Genomic DNA, 18499 nt, shown 5'->3' with positions numbered 1-18499 from the left:
GGCCCGCCACGCTCCGAGAGGGCGGAGGCCGCAGAATTCCGGGATCGCGCGATGCCGCTCCACCGTGGCAGTAGGCATATTCCCATCCCCGCGAGGAGAATAGTGTCCCGAATGCGAAGAATCGCTCCACGCAGGCTGCTCGCCTCGACAGCCGTCGTCGCCGTCGCGACCGCCGGCGGTCTCGTGGTCCTCGCACCGTCCGCCCAGGCGGCCCCGGTCGACTACACGACGCACTGTGTCAACAAGTACTCGCCGAACCTGCCCAACGGTCAGGTCCAGATGGACCTGCAGGTCACCCCGGACAAGCCCACGTACGCCGTGGGTGAAGAGGTCACGGTCAAGTGGCACTGGACGGTGTTCCCGAAGGCCCCGCCGACCATTCCGGTGATCGGCAAGGTGCCCGCGAACTCGACCTACCTCGACGGCACGGTGAAGCTCTCCGGTGCCCAGAGCGGCAACTTCAAGGTGATCGGGCCGCAGGACAACCCGGAGGCCCTGCCCGGCCAGGACCTCAAGGTCAGTGACGGCACCGGCAAGTTCACCCTGACCACGCCCGGTGACGTCGCCCTGACGCCGGACATCTACTCGACCTTCACCACGGCCCTGGGCCTGAAGGTGCCGACCGACTGCACGCCGGTGACCCCGGTCGCGGTCTCGCGCACCCTCAAGGTCGAAGGCACCTCGCAGGAGCCGGCCACGCTGTCCGGTCCGGCCGAGGCCGCCGCCGGCGCGCCGATCGCACTGACCGGTGCGCACTGGCCGGCCGGCACCCCGTCGGTCGAGCTGTGCGACGCCGCGGGCGCGGCGTGCGACGCGGCCAAGATCGCTCCCGGCAACACCCTCGCGGTGGCCGACGGCGCGCTCACCGGCAACGTCGCCACGATCGCCACCGTGGCCGCGGGCGACTACAAGATCAAGGTCAAGGTCGGCGCCTCGGAGGCGCTCGCCCCGATCAAGATCACCGCCACCGCGCGGCAGATCAGCCTCGACCCGGCCAGTGGCCCGGTGGGCACCACGGTCAAGGTCACCGGGAAGAACTTCACCCCGAACCTGACCATCATCGCGCGCGGCCAGACCGCGTCGGGCTACGTGCTGGACGAGACGGCCGCCTACGCCGACTCGGCCGCCGACGGCACCTTCACCATCCCGGACTTCGTCGCGAGCGACCCGTCGATCGCCTCGATCTACGTGACCGAGGGCACCGACGACACCACCGCGATCACCACTCCGTTCCGCATCACCGTCCCCGGCGCGAGCCTGGACCAGACGGTGACCGGCAACGTGGTGGCCGGCGGTCTGACCATCTCCCAGGAAGCCGGCGCGATCAAGCTGTCGGACATCACGATCAACGGCCAGGCGCAGAACATGACCGGCGCGCTGAACACCGTGACCGTGAAGGACTTCCGCAGCGGCAACACCGGGTGGACCCTCACCGGCTCGGTGTCCGACTTCACCAACGGCACCGGCGGCAAGATCGGCGCCGACAAGTTCACCTGGACCCCGAAGGTCGCCGCGGGCCCGGGCTCGCCCAGTGTCGCGGTGCCCGGTAGTGCCGGCCCGATCGGCACCGGCGCCACGCTGGCGTCCGCTCCGGCGGCGCCCGTCACCGGCGGTACCTTCGCCGCCGACGCCGACCTCTCCCTCGCCGTCCCGGCGTACCAGGCGGTCGGCACCTACACCGCCACGCTGACCCTCTCGATCAGCTGACGCGGTAGCGCAAGCACCACCGACAGCCCGGGCGGCCCTCGCGACGACAGTCGCGGGGGCCGTCCGGCGTTCCCGGTCGGACCGACCCGACGACCGTCAATTTCCTTGCCGCCGAGGCGAGTTGCCGTGCGATTCCGCATGCGGCGCGGATCGCCGTCGGTGATCATTGATCGTGCCAAACATTGCGTCGGTCGGGACCCGCTCGAAACCAACCGGTCCCCACCGCGCCTCGGCACCGACCGATTCCCGACTCCGGCAAGGAAATCCGTGTTCAAGACAAGCCAGAGAAACCAGCGAAAGCTTTCGGCCCGCCGCGTCCTGGCGGGTTGCGCGACGGCGATCGTCGTCGCGGCCGTCGGTCTGGCGTCGGCGACCCCCGCACAGGCGGACACCGTCACGTACCAGGAACGATGCTCCTCCTCTGTCCTGGGCATACAGTTCCCGGACGACGCGTTCGACGTGGACCTGGTCGTCAGCCCGGACAAGCCGACCTACACTCCGGGCGAAACGGTCACCGTCACCTGGCACTGGGGTACACAGCCGAAGTTTCCGGGAGTACCGCCCGTCAGCACGCTGTCGTTCCGCGCCGAGGCCGGCGTGGACGTGGGCGGCTCGCAACAGAGCACCTTCGGGGTGCGCGGCCAGGCCCGCCCGGCGCCGGAGAACCCCTCCGGCTCCCTCGGACTCACCGATCTCACCGGCACGTTCACGATCCCCGGAAGCGGCCCGGTCACGCTCACCCCCGGCGCCTACACCGTGACCGCGGAGGGCATCGGGGGGACGCTGATCACCTGCGCCCCGGTCGTGCGACCGGCCGTCTCGCGCACCCTGACGATCGGCGGCGACTCCGGCGGCGGCACGGTGTCCCAGCACGTCACCGGCGTGATCGGCACCGGCGGGCTGACCATCTCCCAGCAGGGTGACGGCATCCGGCTCGTGGGCGGCGCGGTGAGCACCCGCGCGCAGACCATGACCGGCCCGCTGAACCCGATCACCGTCACCGACGTGCGCGGCGGCTCGCTCGGCTGGACGCTCACCGCCGACATCGGCGACTTCACCTCGCCGGACGGCGGCCGGATTCCGGCCGATCACTTCACCTGGGTACCGGCGGTGGAGACCGCGCCGGGCGGCCTGAGCGTCGCGGTGCCCGGCACACCCGGCCGGATCGCCGGCGGATCCGTGCTGGCGTCGACGCCGAACGCCCCGCGAACCGGCGGCGCGTTCGTCGCCGGGGCATCGATCTCGCTCGACGTACCCGCGATGCAGCAGCCCGGTGTCTACGACACCACGCTGACCCTGTCCCTGAGCTGACCCGGCGACAGTGCGGGCCCGCGCACCCGTTTGTCGGGTGCGGGCCCGCACTGTCCGGGGGCGACGGCTACCGCGCGGTCGCCAACCTGGCCAGCGCCGCGTCGACGCGGGCCAGGACCCGGTCGCGGCCGAGTACCTGGAGCGACTCGAACAGGGGCAGGCCGATCGTGCGGCCGGTCACCGCGACCCGGACCGGGGCCTGCGACTTGGACAACTTCAGGCCGTGCGCGGCGCCCGCGGCCTCGACCGCGGCCTTGAGCGCGTCCACGTTCCACTCGGCCCCCGCGAGCTCCTCGCGCGCACTGGCCAGCACGTCCGCGGCGCCCGGCTTCATCGCCTTGGCCCAGGCCGCCTCGTCCTCGGCGGGCGCGTCCAGGAACAGGAAGTCCACGTACATCGGGACCTCGTCGAGCACCGTGATCCGGGTCTGCACGAGCGGCGCGACCTCGGCGAACACCGCCGGGTCGTACGCCTCCTTCGCCCACGGCGCCTTCTCCCCGAGCACCCACGGCTCGCACGCCTTCACGAACGCGTCCGCGTCCAGCGCGCGGATGTAGTCGGCGTTGAACGAGGACAGCTTCTTCACGTCGAAGAACGCCGACGACTTGTTCACGTCCCGCAGGTCGAAGAGCTGCTCCAGCTCCGCGTACGGCCGGATCTCGACGTCGTCCTTCGGGCCCCAGCCGAGCAGGAAGAGGTAGTTCACCAATGCCTCGGGCAGGTAGCCCTCGTCCAGGTAGGACTCCAGCGCCACCTTGTCCCGGCGCTTGGACAACTTCTGCCGCTTCTCGTTGACGATCACCGGCAGGTGCGCCCACTGCGGCGGGGTCGCGCCCAGCGCCTCCCACAACAACTGCTGCTTGGCCGCGTTGGACAGGTGCTCCTCGCCGCGGATGACGATGGTGATCCGCTGGTCGACGTCGTCGACCACGTTCGCCAGCAGGAACACCGCCGAGCCGTTGCCCCGGGCCACCACGAAGTCCTCCAGCGAGGCGTTCGGGAACTCGGTGTCGCCGCGGACCAGGTCGGCCACCACCGTGACGCCCTCGTCCGGGGTACGGAAGCGCAGTGCGCGCCCCTCGCCCGCGGGCAGCCCGCGGTCGCGGCAGAAGCCGTCGTAGCCCAGGTGCTTGGAGCCGGTCCGGGCCTCCAGGTCCTCACGCGCGCAGTCGCAGTAGTACGCGCGGCCCGCGTCGAAGAGCTCGACCGCCTTCTCGCGGTGCAGCGCGGTGTTCTGCGACTGGAAGTACGGGCCCTCGAAGGCCGGGTCGGACGCGTTGATACCGATCGCCGCGAGCGCGCCGATGATGCCCTCGGTCCACTCGGGCCGGTTCCGCGCCTCGTCGGTGTCCTCGACGCGCAGTACGAAGGTGCCGCCGGCCTTGTGCGCGACGGCCCAGTTGTACAGCGCGGAACGAGCGCCACCGACGTGGAACATGCCGGTGGGAGAGGGAGCGAAGCGAACACGAACCGAAGAGGCAGACATGTGCTCCAGGGTATCCGCCGAGCGGGCCGGGTTCGGGCCGGTATCCGGCTCGGCGCCGCGCCCGGTGAGCCGACCTGCGGCTCAGCGCATCGCGTCGGGGACGGGCATGTCCACCCACACGGTCTTCCCGTCGCCCTGGTGCACGACCACCCCCCAGTCCAGCGTCAGCCGCCGGATGATGTGCAGTCCGTGTCCGCCCGGTCGTGTTCCCGAATGCGGAGCACGCGCCTGCGGCGACTCCTCGCTGCGGTCGTCCACCTCGATCCGGATCAGATCGCTCGTCCGCACGACGCGCAGCTCCACCGGACCGCCCGCGTGCAGGCATGCGTTGGTGACCAGCTCGACGGCGACGAGCAGGACGTCGTCGGCGGTCAGCATCACCTGCTCGTCCTGGGAACCCGACCATCCGTACGCGTGGAGTGTGTTGCGGATGAACGTCCTCGACCGCGCCACCGCCCCCGTCGCGCCCTCGAACGGCAATCTCCGCACCTGACGAAGCGGTGGTGTGGAGAAGCAGGCACCCCCGTCGCCGGGCGCCTGCGATCGCATGGCGCACATCTACTGGCTCACCTCGCTCACGCTGCTACGCGGTGATAGTTGCCCGCATCCCGCTGGAGGACACCAGAAGTCACGGGCTACTCTCCGACCGCCTCTGCCAGGGTCTCGTGGAAAGTGAACCCCTGTACCGCACCGGTGATCTCGAATACCCGCGCAACGGCAGGTTGAACGCCCACGAGATGGACGGCTCCTCCCGCGGCCTGCGCACGCAGCCGGGCTGCGAGAAACGCGTTCAGCCCGGTCGAATCGCAGAAATCGAGGTCCGAGCAGTCGATCACCAGACGTGTACTGCCCTGCTCGACACACTCGAACAGGCGGTCCCGCACCGCGGCGGCACTGTCCACGTCGATCTCACCGGCGACCGTAACGATCGCAGAGGTGCCATTGGTGCTCACCGACACCGTCAAGCCGCCCTGCATGCCAGCCTCCTGCTGCCCTTTGCCCACCGAGTACTCCGGCCCGGGCACACGATAGACGACCGCCCGCGGGTGCGGGGGGTCGGCGTGCCGGCACAAGTTTTTCGAGTGGACGGTGTTTGCTCTCCCCCATACGGGTTAGGCGCACGGGAGAGACCTCAAAATGGCGTCACGAGGGGGAGGCATGGCAGTACAGCTCGAAGCCGAGATGCAGGTCCGGGGGTCACAGCGGCCACCGGCAACGGACACCGGGGCAGAAGAGCTGGATCTGTGCGAACTCGCGCGTGAATTCGACGACGCCGAGATCGGATCGATGGGCGCCGCCGACGCGCGCGCTCTCTCGAAGACACTCTTCCGGCGACTGAACCGGCTGGAAGAGGGCACCCACGAATACCAGTACGTACGCAACACCCTGATCGAACTCAACCTGCCGCTGGTGCGCTTCGCGGCGGGTCGCTTTCGTACCCGCAGCGAGCCGCTGGAGGACATCGTCCAGGTCGGCACGATCGGGCTGATCAAGGCGATCGACCGATTCGACACCGAGCGCGAGGTGGAGTTCCCGACCTTCGCGATGCCGACCATCCTCGGCGAGATCAAGCGCTTCTTCCGGGACACCTCGTGGTCCGTCCGGGTGCCGCGCCGGCTCCAGGAGTTGCGGCTGCGGCTGGCCAAGGCGAGCGACGAGCTCGGCCGGCGGCTGGAACGGGCGCCCACCGTCGCCGAGTTGGCGAACTTCCTGGACGTCTCCCGCGAGGAGGTCGTCGAGGGCATGATCGCCTCGAACGGCTACAGCGCCTCGTCGCTGGACACCCCCGCGGGCGCCGGCGGCGACGACGCGGCGGTTCCGATGGACCGGCTCGGCGCGCACGACGACGCGCTCGAACTGGTGGAGAACCGGGAGTCGCTCAAGCCGCTGATCGCCGCGCTCCCGCCGCGCGAGAAGCACATCCTGATGTTGCGGTTCTTCGGCGGCAAGACCCAGTCCGAGATCGGCGAGCAACTGGGCATCTCCCAGATGCATGTCTCCCGGCTGCTGTCACGCACGCTCGGCACACTGCGCGCGGGCCTGCTCGCCGAGAGCTGAGCCGAGCCGCGGCGCGCCCCCGGGAGCCGCCGCGCCGACGCGACACGAAGGGGCGGGACCCGATCACCGATCGGGTCCCGCCCCTCGTCGCGTCGTCGCCCGGGCGCCGGACCACCGGCCCGGCTCATCGGGGCCGGGCTCAGCCCTCGGGGGCCTCGAACTTCTGCGTACGCCGCATGCCCGCCGCGCGCCCCTTGGCCGAGATCACCAGGGCCATCTTGCGCGACGCCTCGTCGATCATCTCGTCGCCGAGCATCGCGGCGCCCTTCATTCCGCCCGCGGCCGAGGTGCACCAGTCGTAGGCGTCGAGGATCATCTCGGCGTGGTCGTAGTCGGCCTGGGTCGGCGAGTACAGCTCGTTCGCCGCGTCGATCTGGCCGGGGTGCAGCACCCACTTGCCGTCGAAGCCCAGCGCGGCCGAGCGGCCGGCCACCCGGCGGAAGCCGTCGACCTCCTTGATCTGGAGGTAGGGGCCGTCGATCGCCTGGAGGTCGTTGGCCCGCGCGGCCATCAGGATCCGCATCAGGATGTAGTGGTAGGCGTCGCCGGTGTCGTAGCCCGGGGGCTGCTCGCCGACCACGAGCGACTTCATGTTGATCGACGCCATGAAGTCGGCCGGGCCGAAGATGATGGTCTCCACGCGCGGCGACGCGGCGGCGATCTCGTCGACGTTGACCAGGCCTCGGGCGTTCTCGATCTGCGCCTCGATGCCGATCCGGCCGACCTCCAGGCCGACCGTCTTCTCGATCTGGGTCAGCAGCAGGTCCAGGGCCTTGACCTGGCCGGCGTCCTGGACCTTCGGCAGCATGATGGCGTCGAGGTTGGCCCCCGCGCCCTCCACGACGGTGACCACGTCGCGGTAGGTCCAGTGGGTGGTCCAGTCGTTGACCCGCACGACGCGGATCCGGTTCCCCCAGTCGCCGTTGTTGAGCGCGTCGACGATGGTGTGCCGCGCGCCCTCCTTCGCGAGCGGGGCGCAGGCGTCCTCGAGGTCGAGGAACACCTGGTCGACCGGAAGCCCCTGCGCCTTCTCGATGAAGCGCGGGTTGCTGCCGGGCACAGCCATACAGGAACGGCGGGAACGCAAGCTACGCGATGTGGCGGCCATGTCTCTGGTCCTCCCAGTGCTGCGGATCGTGCGGTCAGGTTACCGACGGGTCACCCGCGGCGGACTATGAGGTGGCGCACGTTCGGCCTCGCGCGTCGCCGAGGCCGGCGTACCTTCCGCGCCCGCGCGTTGTGGGACGCTGTGGCGCATGACGGACACCGACGCACTCCCGGAAGCGGACGCGCTGCGCGAGGAAGGCGCGAAGAAGTCCGGCCTGCTCTGGCTCACGGTCGGCACCGCACCCGCCCGCCCGGTCTGGCACGTGTGGCTGGACGGCGCGTCGTGGCTGGTGGCCGCCCGCGCGGACGGCGAGGTCGAGCAGTTCGTGCCCGGCCTGGCCGAGGCCGCCGAGGCGCTCGTGGACCTGCGCAGCAAGGACAAGGGCGGCCGGCTGCCCGGCTGGACCGCCCGGGTCGCCGTGGTGGCACCGGACGACCCGGACTGGGAGCCGGCCGTGCTGGCCCTGCACGCGGCCCGGTTGAACGCGCCCGACGGCGAGGAGCAGCCGGCCCGCTGGAAGCGCGAGTGCGACCTGATCCGGTTGACCCCGACCGGCCCGGCCCGGGACCTGCCCCAAGACGCCGGACGCACCGTTCCGGTCGGGTCGCCGGCCGTGACGCGCGGGGCGTCCCCGTTCAACCTGTCGATCGGCCGCCTGCGCCGGCGCGGCTGACGGTCGGCGCCCGGGCCGGACCCGGGCGCCCCTTACGCGCGACGCCGAGCGGCGACGAAGCCGCCCCGGGTGGGCCCGCACCGGATGAGACCGCCCCGGGTGGGCCCGTGCCCGATCAGAAGAACAACACCGGGTCGTGCTTGAGGCCGGCGGGGACCGGCGGCTTGCCGGTCCGGCCGATGTCGGGGCGACGCGTGGTCGAGTTCGTGGGCGCGCCGGTCGTCGGGGGCCGCGTGCTCGAGCCGCCGGTCGAGGTGCCGTTGCCGCCGCCGGTCGGGCGGCTCTGGGTGGTCAGGTCCTTGTCCACCACGTCCTTGGGCTCCGGCGCGTGCACGTCGACCCGTTCGCCGTAGCCGAGGAAGTCGAACGCGCCGGTCTGCTTCGCGTCCTGGGCCGACTCCATCCGCAGCAGGTACGGGGCGCCCTCGGTGGCCACCCAGATGGTGCCGCCCGCGCCCGGTGTCCGGTTCTCCAGGGCGATCGCCTTGTGGCCGTTGACCTGCTTGACCGCGCCCTTCTCCAGCTTGCCCGGCTTGCCCATCAGCTTGTTGGTCAGCCGCTCGACGTAGGTGTTCTCCACGATGCCGCCGTACTTCTTGTCCCCGGAGGGGACCTGTACGTACTTGTCGTGGTTGGCCGTCTCGCTGCCGTTGCCCTCGACCTTGGACCAGAACTTCGCGTCCCCCCGGAACCAGACCTGGTTCTGCACCCGGGTGATGTACGCGGTCGTGTTGTCCTCGACGATCTGGCCCTCGCTGCCGGTGCTGGTGAAGCGCATGTCCACGCTGAACGGCTTGGCCGGCCTGCCGGACGCGCCCGGGACCGCCAGTTCGCCCTTGACGTGCACGGACTTCGCGGCGGCCGTCGCGGCCTGGGCGCGCTGCAGGATCGCCGCCGGGTCCAGCCCGTCCACCTGGTTGCCGAGCGGCGCACCCGCCGTCGGCTCTTCCACCGGTGCCTGCCACGAGCGGTGTGCGGGCCGTCCCGCACTGCACCCGGCGGCCAGCACCGTGACCGATACAGCCGTCGCCACCACGAAGCCGCGCCGCACGTGATCCACCGTTGGGTTCCTCGTCGTTCGATGTCTCGTTGGTTCGCTGACCTGATCGACGCACGCCCGCGTCGACGTCCTGCCGGAAACGGTATCCCGGAGCCGGAATCCCCCGCCTCAGTCGGTGCCCGGCACCGGCCCGGTGGGCTTGCCCGACGGCTTGCCCGAGGGCTGACCCGACGGTTTCCCGGACGGCTGACCCGAGGGTTTGCCCGGCGACTTGTCCGACGGTTCCTTGCCGTCGGTCATCGACCCGTAGTCGAGCACGTCGTCGGCCTTGGGCAACACCAGCGGGAAGTCCTGGTTGTACTCGAACAGTTCGAGCGATCCGCCGCTCGGCGACGGAATGTACTTGAGGGGGAACGGGGTCCCCTTCAGCGCCACCCGAAGTTCGCCGCCGCGACCCCGGTCGGCCACCAGCTTGAGCGACTCGGCGCCGCGTATCTTCTCCCGGCCGTCCTTCTTGAGCTTGCCGTTGAGCCGGATCAGATCGGTGATCATGTCCTGCATCCGGGTGAACCCGGACAGCCGCGCGTAGCTGGGATCGGTGGGCGGCACCTTGACGAACTTGTCCCGCAGCGTCTGGGCCGACTCCTCGACGTCGCTCCCACCGCGCCCGTCCCGGCCCTGGTACAGCCGGGCGTCGCCGCGCACGAACAGGTCCTCGCCGATCCGCAGCAGTTCGATGGTGCTGTCCGCGGTGACCACGGTGCCCACTCCCCCCTCGCGCTTGAGCCGCAGATCGATCCGGAACTCCTGGGTCTGGATCCGCCACACGCCCTGCACGTGGACCGCGACGGCCGTCGCGGCCGCCGCCTTGGACTTGCCGGCGATGGAATCCGCGGATTCCGAGCCGAGCCCGGTCTCCGCCTTCGAACACGCCGTGCCGGTGAGGACGCAGGCGGCCAGGAGGGCGATCGTGGTCTTCGTCTGAGGCAAGCGCACGGGCGGCACTGTACTGAGCCGGGCGCGAGGTGTCGTGATCATGCCCACCCCGACCGGTAGCCTGACGGTCCGGGGGCATACGCGGAACGACCGCGCGGATCGGCCCGAGCGGGCGTACACATCGGCGACGGAGGGACCACGGCATGGGTGCGTCATCCGGGCGGGTGTTCATCTCGCACCTGGCGGGCGTGGCCGTGTTCGACCCCAACGGCGACCACGTCGGCCGGCTGCGCGACGTGGTGGTGATGCTGCGCACCGCCCAGCTCCCCCCGCGCGTACTCGGCCTGGTCGTCGAGATGGCCACCCGCCGCCGGATCTTCGTCCCGATGACCCGGGTGACCAGCGTGGAGACCGGCGAGGTGATCACCACCGGGCTGGTCAACATGCGCCGCTTCGAGCAACGGCCGAGCGAGACGCTGGTGCTCGCCGAGATGCTCGACCGCCGGGTGAGCCTGGCCGAGACCGACGAGCCGGTGACCGTGCTGGACGTCGCGATGGCGCTCGGGCGCGGTCGCGACTGGCTGATCTCCAAACTCTTCGTGCAAAAGGGCGGCACCTCCGGCCTGCGCCGGCGGCGCGGCGAGACGATCACCGTGGACTGGAACGCGGTGGTCGGCTTCGAGCGCCCCGAGGACCAGCAGGGCGCGGCCAACCTGCTCGCCACCTTCGAGCAGTTGCGGCCCGCCGACCTGGCGAACGTGCTGCACAACCTCTCCGCCAAGCGCCGCGCCGAGGTGGCCGCGGCGCTGGACGACGACCGGCTCGCGGACGTGCTGGAGGAGCTGCCCGAGGACGACCAGGTGGAGATCCTGGGCCAGCTCCAGGAGGAGCGCGCGGCCGACGTGCTGGAGGCGATGGACCCGGACGACGCGGCGGACCTGATCTCCGAGCTGCCCGAGGACACCGCGGAACGCCTGCTCGGCCTGATGGAGCCGGAGGAGGCCGAGGACGTGCGCCGGCTGCTGACCTACGTCGAGGACACCGCCGGCGGCTTGATGACCACCGAGCCGATCGTGCTCGAACCGGGCGCCACGATCGCCGAGGCGCTCGCCCACGTGCGCAACGCCGACCTGTCGCCGGCCCTGGCCAGTCAGGTCTACGTGTGCCGGCCGCCGACCGAGACGCCGACCGGGAAGTACCTGGGCACGGTGCACTTCCAGCGCTTGTTGCGCGATCCGCCGTTCACCCTGGTCGGCGCGGTGCTGGACACCGACCTGATGCCGCTGCGCCCGGACACCCCGCTCGCCGAGGTGACCAGCTTCCTGGCCGCGTACAACATGGTCGCGGCGCCCGTGGTGGACGAGGACGACCACCTGGTCGGCGCGGTCACCGTCGACGACGTGCTCGACCATCTGCTGCCCGAGGACTGGCGCGAGGGCGCCATACACGGAGACGGGGGTGTCCGCCGTGGCTCGTGAGAGCACGAGCGCCGACAAGCGCCGCCGCCCGCGCCTGGACCAACCGCGCGCTCCGGGGCGGCGTCCGCTGCTGCCCGCGTACGACCCGGAGGCGTTCGGCCGGTTCTCCGAGCGGATCGCCCGCTTCCTGGGCACCGGTCGGTTTTTGGTCTACATGACCGCCACGGTGATCGTGTGGATCGGCTGGAACATCTTCGTGCCGCCGGCGCTGCGCTTCGACGAGTACCCGTTCATCTTCCTGACCCTGGCGCTGTCCCTCCAGGCCTCCTACGCGGCGCCGCTGATCCTGCTCGCGCAGAACAGGCAGGACGACCGGGACCGGGTCAACCTGGAGCAGGACCGGGCTCGCAACGAGCGCAACATCGCGGACACCGAATATCTGACCCGCGAGGTCGCGGCGCTGCGGATCGCCCTCGGCGAGGTCGCCACCCGGGACTTCCTGCGCTCGGAACTGCAGTCCATGCTCAAGGAGTTGGACGAGCGACGGGAGACCGACGGGTGGCTGATGGGGCGCGACGTCACCGACGCGCACCTGACCCGGCAGCAGCACCCGCCGGACCCGGAGCACCCCTGAACGGACGCCGGATCCGGGTCGGCGGCGGGGCCGGGAGATTTTTATACATCCGTGTGAGTCATTCGTGTAAGACATTTGTCTAATCCCGGGTTACCATCGCCCCATGGGACATCGCGAAGACCTGCTGGCCGGAGCCAAACGTTGTCTGTACGAGAAGGGCTACATGCGCACGACCGCGCGCGACATCGTCGCCGCGTCGGGCACCAACCTCGGATCGATCGGCTACCACTACGGCTCCAAGGACGCGCTGATGCAGCAGGCGCTGCTGGAGTCGATGGAGGAGTGGGGCAACGAGTTGAGCGCCGCGCTGGTCGACGCGGTCGGCGCCGAGTCCGCGCCGCTGGAGCGCTTCGAGGCGATCTGGACGCGGGTGATCGACCTGATGGAGTCGCACCGGATGATGTGGGCGGCCAACTTCGAGATCCTGGCCCACCTCGACGACCTGCCGGAGATCCACAAGGTGCTCGCCGCGGCGCAGGACGAGGGCCGGTCCGGGTTGGCCTCGGTGTTCCTGGGCGTGCCCGAGGAGGGCGACGAGCAGCTGACCGGCACGGTCGGGGCGCTGTGTCAGGCGCTGCTGGTGGGTGTGGTCAGCCAGTGGATGTTCGCGCCGGAGAGCGCGCCGACCGGCCGTGATCTCGCCGAGGGCATGCGCGTGCTCATGGGCGGGCACCGCGCCGCGGGCTGAACCGGCCCGAGGACAGCACCACGTGGGCCAGGACACCCGCGATCAGCCCCCAGAACGCGGATCCGATCCCGCCGATGGTGACCCCCGACGCGGTGGCCAGGAAGGTGATCAGCGCCGCCTCGCGGTGCTCGTCGTCGGCCATCGCGCCGGTGAGGCCGCTCGCCAGCGCGCCGAACAGCGCGACGCCCGCGACCGCGGCCACCAGTTCCTTGGGCAGGCCCGCGAACAGCGCGACCAGGGTCGACCCGAACATGCCCACGATCAGGTAGAAGACCCCGCACGAGACCCCCGCGACGTAACGTCTGCGGGGGTCGTGGTGCGCCTCGGGGCCGGTACAGATCGCCGCGGTGATCGCGGCCAGGTTGATCGCGTGCGACCCGAACGGCGCGAGCAGCGTGGACACCGCCCCGGTCGAGCCGATCAGCAGCCGGTCGTTCGGCGTGTAGCCGGACGCGGCCAGCACCCCCATCCCGGGCGCGTTCTGGGACGCGAGGGTGGCCACCAGGAGCGGCACCGCGATGCCGATCAGGGCCGGCACCGACAGGTGCGGCGTGGCCCACTCCGGGCGGGCGATCTCGAACGCCTCGATCCGCACGTGCAGCCGCGACGTCGCCGCCGAGCAGGCCACCCCGACCACGAGCGCGACGAGCACCGCGTAGCGCGGGAGGAAGCGCTTGGCCACCAGGTAGCCGAGCAGCACGCCGCCGGCTATCCAGGGCGCGGACCTGACCGAGGTGAACACCCCGGTGCCGAACGAGAACAGGATCCCGGCCAGCATCGCGGACACCACGGCGGCCGGCACCCGCCGCATCAGCTTGCCGAACACGCCGGTCACCCCGATCACGGTGATCAGCACACCGGTGACCACGAACGCGCCGATCGCCTCGGGGTAGGAGTACGACCCCAGGCTGGTCACCAGCAGCGCGGCGCCCGGCGTGGACCACGCGGTGACGATCGGCATCCTGGTGTACAGGCTCAGCCCCAGGCAGGTCAGCCCGCTGCCGATGGACAGCGCCCAGACCCACGAACCGGTCTGCTCCCGGGTCAGCCCGCCCGCCGAGGCCGCGGACAACACGATCACCAGCGGCCCCGAGTAGGACACCAGCACCGCGATCAGGCCGGCGAGCACGGCCGAGAAGGACGCGTCCCGCCACAGGCTCGGCCTGCCCGCCACAGGCGCCGGCCTCGTGTCCGTCGTGGTTCGCGTACTCACCGGGCGCCTCGCCTCGTGGTTCAGTCGTGGTCGTAGACGGTGACCGGAACACCGCACGCGCTCAACCGTTCCAGGACGAGCGGCTCCACCCTGCCCCAGTCGCCCCCGGCCAGACCACAGCCAATTCGCGGCATGTGGACCGAGGCACCCGGTTCCAGGGCCCGGCGCCCGACTTCGGTCAGCGCCCGGTCGATCGCGTCGTAGCGCACGGGCGGTCCCTTGCTGCCGGTACGGATCCCGTGTTGCCCGATCATGTTGGCCACCCACAGGTAGGTGTCGACCCGGACCAGACGCACCGCGCCCAGCCCGAAGTCGTTCCCGGCCCGCCCGCGATGCCAACGCCGATAGTCGGCCTCCGGCTCGGGCCAACGCCGGGACAGTGCGAGCACGAAGCCCTTGCCCCAGCCGCCCTGGTCGTTGCACACGTGCGCGATCACCTTGACGCCCTTGCCCAGGGGCGTGGTGGCGTCTCCTCGGACATACGTGACGGTCGCCATGCGCGGCAACGTAGCCGTCCGCGCCGACGCGCCGGCACTCGTTTTCCTACGACCGGCGTCCGGCTCGACCGGCGAGCCGCGCGGCGAACAGCCGGGCCGCGTTGTCGTGGCAGACCGCCCGCAGCCAGTCGTCGCCCAGGTCGAGCCGGGCCAGCGCGTCGAGCCCGTGCGCGTAGCCGTACGGGATGTTCGGGAAGTCGCTGCCCCACAGGATCCGGTCCCCCGCGTCCCGCAGCCGGAAGCGATCGGCGGGCGGGAAGGGCGTGAACTCCTCGACGAAGTCGGTGAAGGCCATCGTGGTGTCCAGGTGCACCCCCGGGTAGCGGTCCGCGAGGTCGAGGAACGCGCCGTACTCCGGCATCCCCATGTGCGCGACGATCAGCCGCAGCCGGGGGTGCCGGGCCAGCACCCGGGCGATCGGCTCGGGCCCGGTGTGCGCGCCCGGCACCGGCCCGGACCCGCAGTGCGCGACCACCGGCACCCCGGCGTCCGCGAGCGTGCCCCACACGTCCGCCAGCAGCGGATCGGTCGGATCCCACCCGCCGACCTGGACGTGCGCCTTGAACACCACCGCGCCCGCGTCGATCGCCTCGCGCACGTACTTCGCCGCACCCGCCTCCGCGAAGAAGGTCGCGGTGTGCAGGCAGTCCGGCGTACGGTCGGCGAACTCGCGCGCCCACCCGTTCAGCCACGCGGCCATCTCGGGCTTGTGCGGATAGAGCATCGACGTGAACGCCGAGACGCCGAACCGGCGCAGCGTGGCGACCCGTTCGTCCTCGTCCAGCCGGTAGGTGATCGGCCACGGCCGGCCGAGCAGCGGACCGGCCGCGTCGAAGTACGCCCACACCTTGTTCAGCACGCGCTCGGGCATGAAGTGCGTGTGCACGTCGATCAGCGACGTCAGGCCCAGGTCCCGGCGGAACCCGGCCACGCGCGTCTCCTCGGCCACCGTCGTCACACGACCACCTCCCATTCGGCTCGGAGGTCGATGCTCTCAAAGAGTTTTTCCGAGGGCGTCGTAAGCTCACGGTATGGCTTCTGCAACCCTGCCCTCGGCGGACGACGTCCAGGATGCGCTGGCGACCGTCCAGGACCCCGAGATCCACCGGCCCATCACCGAACTGGGCATGGTCAAATCCGTCGAGATCCACGCCGACGGGCGGGTCGCGGTCGCGGTGTACCTGACCGTCAGCGGCTGCCCGATGCGCGAGACGATCATCAGCCGGGTCGAGACGGCGGTCGGCGCGCTGCCCGGCGTCACCTCGGTCGGGGTCGAGCTCGACGTGATGAGCGACGCGCAGCGCAAGGAGCTCGCGAGCAACCTGCGCGGCGGTCAGGCCGAGCGCGAGGTGCCGTTCGCCCAACCCGGTTCGCTCACCCGCGTGTACGCGGTGGCCTCCGGCAAGGGCGGCGTCGGCAAGTCGTCGGTGACCGTGAACCTGGCCGCCTCGATGGTCGCGCAGGGGCTCAAGGTCGGCGTCGTGGACGCGGACATCTACGGCCACTCGGTGCCGCGCATGCTCGGCACGGAGGGCAAGCCCACCCAGGTCGAGAACATGATCATGCCGCCGTCCGCCTCGGGCGTGAAGGTCATCTCGATCGGCATGTTCACCCCGGGCAACGCGCCGGTGGTGTGGCGCGGTCCGATGTTGCACCGCGCGCTCCAGCAGTTCCTCGCCGACGTCTACTGGGGCGACCTGGACGTGCTGCTGCTCGACCTGCCGCCGGGCACCGGCGACATCGCCATCTCGGTCGCCCAGTTGGTGCCGAACGCGGAGATCCTGGTGGTGACCACGCCGCAGCAGGCCGCCGCCGAGGTCGCCGAGCGCGCGGGCACCATCGCGGTGGAGACGCGCCAGACCATCGCCGGCGTGATCGAGAACATGGCCGGCCTGCCCTGCCCGCACTGCGGCGAGATGGTCGACGTGTTCGGCTCCGGCGGCGGTCAGCGGGTCGCCGACGGCCTGTCCGCGGCCACCGGCACCAAGGTCCCGCTGCTGGGTTCGATCCCGATCGACACCCGACTGCGCGAGGGCGGCGACACCGGCAAGCCGGTCGTGATCGACGCGCCGCAGTCGCCCGCCGCCGTCGCGCTCGCCGCGATCGCGGCCAAGCTCGGCGGACGCGAGCGCGGCCTCTCCGGCCTCCAGCTCGGGCTCACCCCGCTGCGCAACTTCTAGAGGGCGCGTCCCGGGGCCGGCCGTACGCCGCCCGGCACGGGTTCGGCCCGGCCGGGCATCGCGCTCCGCCGCGATGATCCCGGGGTCACGCGCGGCCGGTCCGACCGGTCCCGCGCGTGCCCCCGGGATCATCGCCGCGGTTCACGAATCCGGCCTCGCGTACGTGCGCAGGTCCACCGAGCGGGACAGGCCCAGGCCGTACGCGCTCGCGCCGCGGCCGTACACCCCGATGTAGACACCCGCGCTCTCGCCCGCGAGCACCCAGCCGTAGGCCGACTCCCGGTAGCGGAACCGCGAGGGCACCCCGTCCACCGGGATGGCCAGGTCCGTCCACCCGGGTCCGGTCAGGTTGTCGGACAGGTCCCAGGCGATGTTGGTCTGCTGATCCAGCCACTCCGCGCGGGTCGTGCGGTCCAACTGCCACGGCCAACTCTCCGCGAGCAACGCCACCCCTGCGAGTGATGCCGCGCTCGACTTCGAGGTGGCCTCCATCTGCCCCGTACCGTCCCCGGCCGGCCGCTTGGGCCGCCGCGGGACGGTCACCACGGACACGAACCGTCGGGGTGTCGGATCACCGGGCCGCCGGCTGGGCAGATCGCCGTGGCCCAGCGTGCCGTACTCGATCGCGCCCCGGCCGCTGCACACCGACGACAACCAACGCCGCCCGTTCCAGCCCTCGTCCAGGCCGTACCAGGGGAAGTCCGCGCCCAGGTATTCCGCCAGCAGGTCGGGCTTGCCGGCCTCGTCGGCGGGCAACGCCTCACCCGCGTGGCTGATTGTGTCCATACTCCGCCTCAGGTCCTCTCGCGCGGCGCGACGGCGCCGCCGGCCGCCTCGGTGTGCCATGTCCGGGGCCCACCTCTCCCGGCGACTTCCGGGTGGACCTTCCGTCCGATACATGTATCCGCCGAGTCACCGACCACACACCGCCCGTGTACTCCGGAATCCATACTGCCCGAATGCGGGCGCGGCCCCGCACCGTGTCGGGCCGGGAGGCGCGGGAATCGGCGACGGCGCGCGGCGCCGTTCGAACCCGCGTCGGGGGACCGCGACCGGGGTGTGTCCCGGGCGCCGCCGACGATCAGGTCGCGTCGGCGTCGTACGGCGGGCGCTCGCCGGGCTCGACCCGAGGGGCGGCGGTGTTCTTGCGGAGCGAGGGTGGGCTGTACGAGGTGTCCGGCGCGTCCGGGTCGTACGGGCTGCCGCTCGCCAGGCCCTTGATGTCCTCGAAGTCCTTGCCGAGCGAGTCGCGCAGTTCCTTGATGCCCAGGTCGTCGCCGTCGCCCATCAGGTTCTTGCGGACGAAGGTCTTGGGGTTGAGGTCTTCGAGGTGCATGTTCTGGAACTCCGGACCGAGTTCCTTCTTGAGGTCCGCACGGGCTCCGGAGGAGAACTCGCGGAACTTGCGAATGGTGCGGGCCACATCGCCGATCATCTTCGGCAACTTCTCGGGGCCGAAGATCACGATCGCGAGGATGACGAGCGCGACCATCTCGGGTGCACCGACGTCGAACACCTGGACTCCACGAGATTGCGCGAGGGGGTTCGGTCGGGCGACCGAACCCCCTCAGAGTAGTCGTCGGCCCCCGA

19 protein-coding genes are annotated in these 18499 nt (G+C 71.0%); 8 read left to right on the top strand and 11 right to left on the bottom strand.

What is annotated here, in order from left to right; genetic code table 11:
• Positions 1–111: 111 nt before the first annotated feature.
• Both ACWCPW_RS23925 and ACWCPW_RS23920 read left to right on the top strand, forming a co-directional pair.
• Positions 112–1707 (top strand): hypothetical protein, encoded by a 1596-nt coding sequence (locus tag ACWCPW_RS23925; RefSeq protein WP_449763641.1) that lies wholly within the window; start codon positions 112–114, stop codon positions 1705–1707.
• A gap of 267 nt (positions 1708–1974) precedes the next feature.
• Complete coding sequence (locus ACWCPW_RS23920) at positions 1975–3018, top strand: hypothetical protein (RefSeq protein ID WP_449763640.1); 1044 nt, start codon at positions 1975–1977, stop codon at positions 3016–3018.
• Positions 3019–3085: 67 nt separating this feature from the next.
• Here ACWCPW_RS23920 and gltX read toward each other — a convergent pair whose 3' ends face one another.
• The 3 genes from gltX to ACWCPW_RS23905 form a co-directional block, all read right to left on the bottom strand.
• A complete protein-coding gene (gene gltX, locus ACWCPW_RS23915) occupies positions 3086–4456 on the bottom strand; it encodes a glutamate--tRNA ligase (RefSeq protein WP_449763665.1) in 1371 nt (456 codons plus the stop codon).
• A gap of 129 nt (positions 4457–4585) precedes the next feature.
• Positions 4586–5053 (bottom strand): ATP-binding protein, encoded by a 468-nt coding sequence (locus ACWCPW_RS23910; protein WP_449763639.1) that lies wholly within the window; start codon positions 5051–5053, stop codon positions 4586–4588.
• Between the two features lie 86 nt (positions 5054–5139).
• Complete coding sequence (locus ACWCPW_RS23905; RefSeq protein ID WP_449763638.1) at positions 5140–5481, bottom strand: STAS domain-containing protein; 342 nt, start codon at positions 5479–5481, stop codon at positions 5140–5142.
• A gap of 181 nt (positions 5482–5662) precedes the next feature.
• Between ACWCPW_RS23905 and ACWCPW_RS23900 the strand changes: the two genes are divergently transcribed.
• The gene (locus tag ACWCPW_RS23900; protein ID WP_449763637.1) at positions 5663–6562 is read left to right on the top strand and encodes an RNA polymerase sigma factor SigF; all 900 of its coding nucleotides are present in this window, start codon (positions 5663–5665) and stop codon (positions 6560–6562) included.
• Between the two features lie 139 nt (positions 6563–6701).
• Here the strand turns inward: ACWCPW_RS23900 and ACWCPW_RS23895 are convergent, their stop codons facing one another.
• Positions 6702–7670, bottom strand: a complete 969-nt coding sequence (locus ACWCPW_RS23895) for an HpcH/HpaI aldolase/citrate lyase family protein (RefSeq protein WP_449763636.1) — start codon at positions 7668–7670, stop codon at positions 6702–6704.
• 148 nt (positions 7671–7818) lie between these two features.
• On the opposite strand from ACWCPW_RS23895, the gene ACWCPW_RS23890 reads away from it, so the two are divergent.
• Positions 7819–8343: a hypothetical protein gene (locus ACWCPW_RS23890; protein WP_449763635.1), complete on the top strand. Its 525-nt coding sequence runs from the start codon at positions 7819–7821 to the stop codon at positions 8341–8343.
• A 115-nt stretch (positions 8344–8458) separates the two neighbouring features.
• Here ACWCPW_RS23890 and ACWCPW_RS23885 read toward each other — a convergent pair whose 3' ends face one another.
• Both ACWCPW_RS23885 and ACWCPW_RS23880 read right to left on the bottom strand, forming a co-directional pair.
• Positions 8459–9403 (bottom strand): hypothetical protein, encoded by a 945-nt coding sequence (locus tag ACWCPW_RS23885; RefSeq protein ID WP_449763634.1) that lies wholly within the window; start codon positions 9401–9403, stop codon positions 8459–8461.
• A gap of 108 nt (positions 9404–9511) precedes the next feature.
• A complete protein-coding gene (locus ACWCPW_RS23880; protein ID WP_449763633.1) occupies positions 9512–10339 on the bottom strand; it encodes a PT domain-containing protein in 828 nt (275 codons plus the stop codon).
• Positions 10340–10482: 143 nt separating this feature from the next.
• Here ACWCPW_RS23880 and ACWCPW_RS23875 point away from each other — a divergent pair, with 143 nt between their 5' ends.
• From ACWCPW_RS23875 to ACWCPW_RS23865, 3 genes are all read left to right on the top strand, one after another.
• Positions 10483–11757, top strand: a complete 1275-nt coding sequence (locus ACWCPW_RS23875) for a magnesium transporter MgtE N-terminal domain-containing protein (protein ID WP_449763632.1) — start codon at positions 10483–10485, stop codon at positions 11755–11757.
• Entirely contained in the window at positions 11747–12331 is a 585-nt protein-coding gene (locus ACWCPW_RS23870; RefSeq protein WP_449763631.1) for a DUF1003 domain-containing protein, read from the top strand. Before ACWCPW_RS23875 ends, ACWCPW_RS23870 begins: the two co-directional genes overlap by 11 nt.
• 103 nt (positions 12332–12434) lie before the next feature.
• Entirely contained in the window at positions 12435–13019 is a 585-nt protein-coding gene (locus ACWCPW_RS23865; RefSeq protein ID WP_449763630.1) for a TetR/AcrR family transcriptional regulator, read from the top strand.
• Here ACWCPW_RS23865 and ACWCPW_RS23860 read toward each other — a convergent pair.
• The 3 genes from ACWCPW_RS23860 to ACWCPW_RS23850 are packed head-to-tail and all read right to left on the bottom strand — an operon-like array spanning position 12991 to position 15687.
• Positions 12991–14193 (bottom strand): benzoate/H(+) symporter BenE family transporter, encoded by a 1203-nt coding sequence (locus tag ACWCPW_RS23860; protein ID WP_449763629.1) that lies wholly within the window; start codon positions 14191–14193, stop codon positions 12991–12993. The two genes, ACWCPW_RS23865 and ACWCPW_RS23860, sit on opposite strands and share 29 nt — an antisense overlap.
• A gap of 59 nt (positions 14194–14252) precedes the next feature.
• Positions 14253–14729 (bottom strand): macro domain-containing protein, encoded by a 477-nt coding sequence (locus tag ACWCPW_RS23855; protein WP_449763628.1) that lies wholly within the window; start codon positions 14727–14729, stop codon positions 14253–14255.
• A 46-nt stretch (positions 14730–14775) separates the two neighbouring features.
• On the bottom strand, positions 14776–15687 hold the full coding sequence (locus ACWCPW_RS23850) for an amidohydrolase family protein (RefSeq protein ID WP_449763627.1): 912 nt from the start codon (positions 15685–15687) through the stop codon (positions 14776–14778).
• A gap of 73 nt (positions 15688–15760) precedes the next feature.
• Here ACWCPW_RS23850 and ACWCPW_RS23845 point away from each other — a divergent pair, with 73 nt between their 5' ends.
• On the top strand, positions 15761–16909 hold the full coding sequence (locus ACWCPW_RS23845) for an Mrp/NBP35 family ATP-binding protein (RefSeq protein WP_449763626.1): 1149 nt from the start codon (positions 15761–15763) through the stop codon (positions 16907–16909).
• 141 nt (positions 16910–17050) lie between these two features.
• On the opposite strand, the gene ACWCPW_RS23840 is transcribed toward ACWCPW_RS23845, so the two are convergent.
• Both ACWCPW_RS23840 and ACWCPW_RS23835 read right to left on the bottom strand, forming a co-directional pair.
• Positions 17051–17695: a hypothetical protein gene (locus ACWCPW_RS23840; RefSeq protein ID WP_449763625.1), complete on the bottom strand. Its 645-nt coding sequence runs from the start codon at positions 17693–17695 to the stop codon at positions 17051–17053.
• Positions 17696–17990: 295 nt separating this feature from the next.
• Positions 17991–18425 (bottom strand): sec-independent translocase, encoded by a 435-nt coding sequence (locus ACWCPW_RS23835; RefSeq protein ID WP_449763624.1) that lies wholly within the window; start codon positions 18423–18425, stop codon positions 17991–17993.
• Positions 18426–18499: the final 74 nt, after the last annotated feature.

The organism is Embleya sp. NPDC001921 (genome assembly GCF_053594475.1).
The sequence above is the reverse complement of the archived record's forward strand: the minus strand, read 5'-3'. Positions and strand labels throughout refer to the sequence as shown.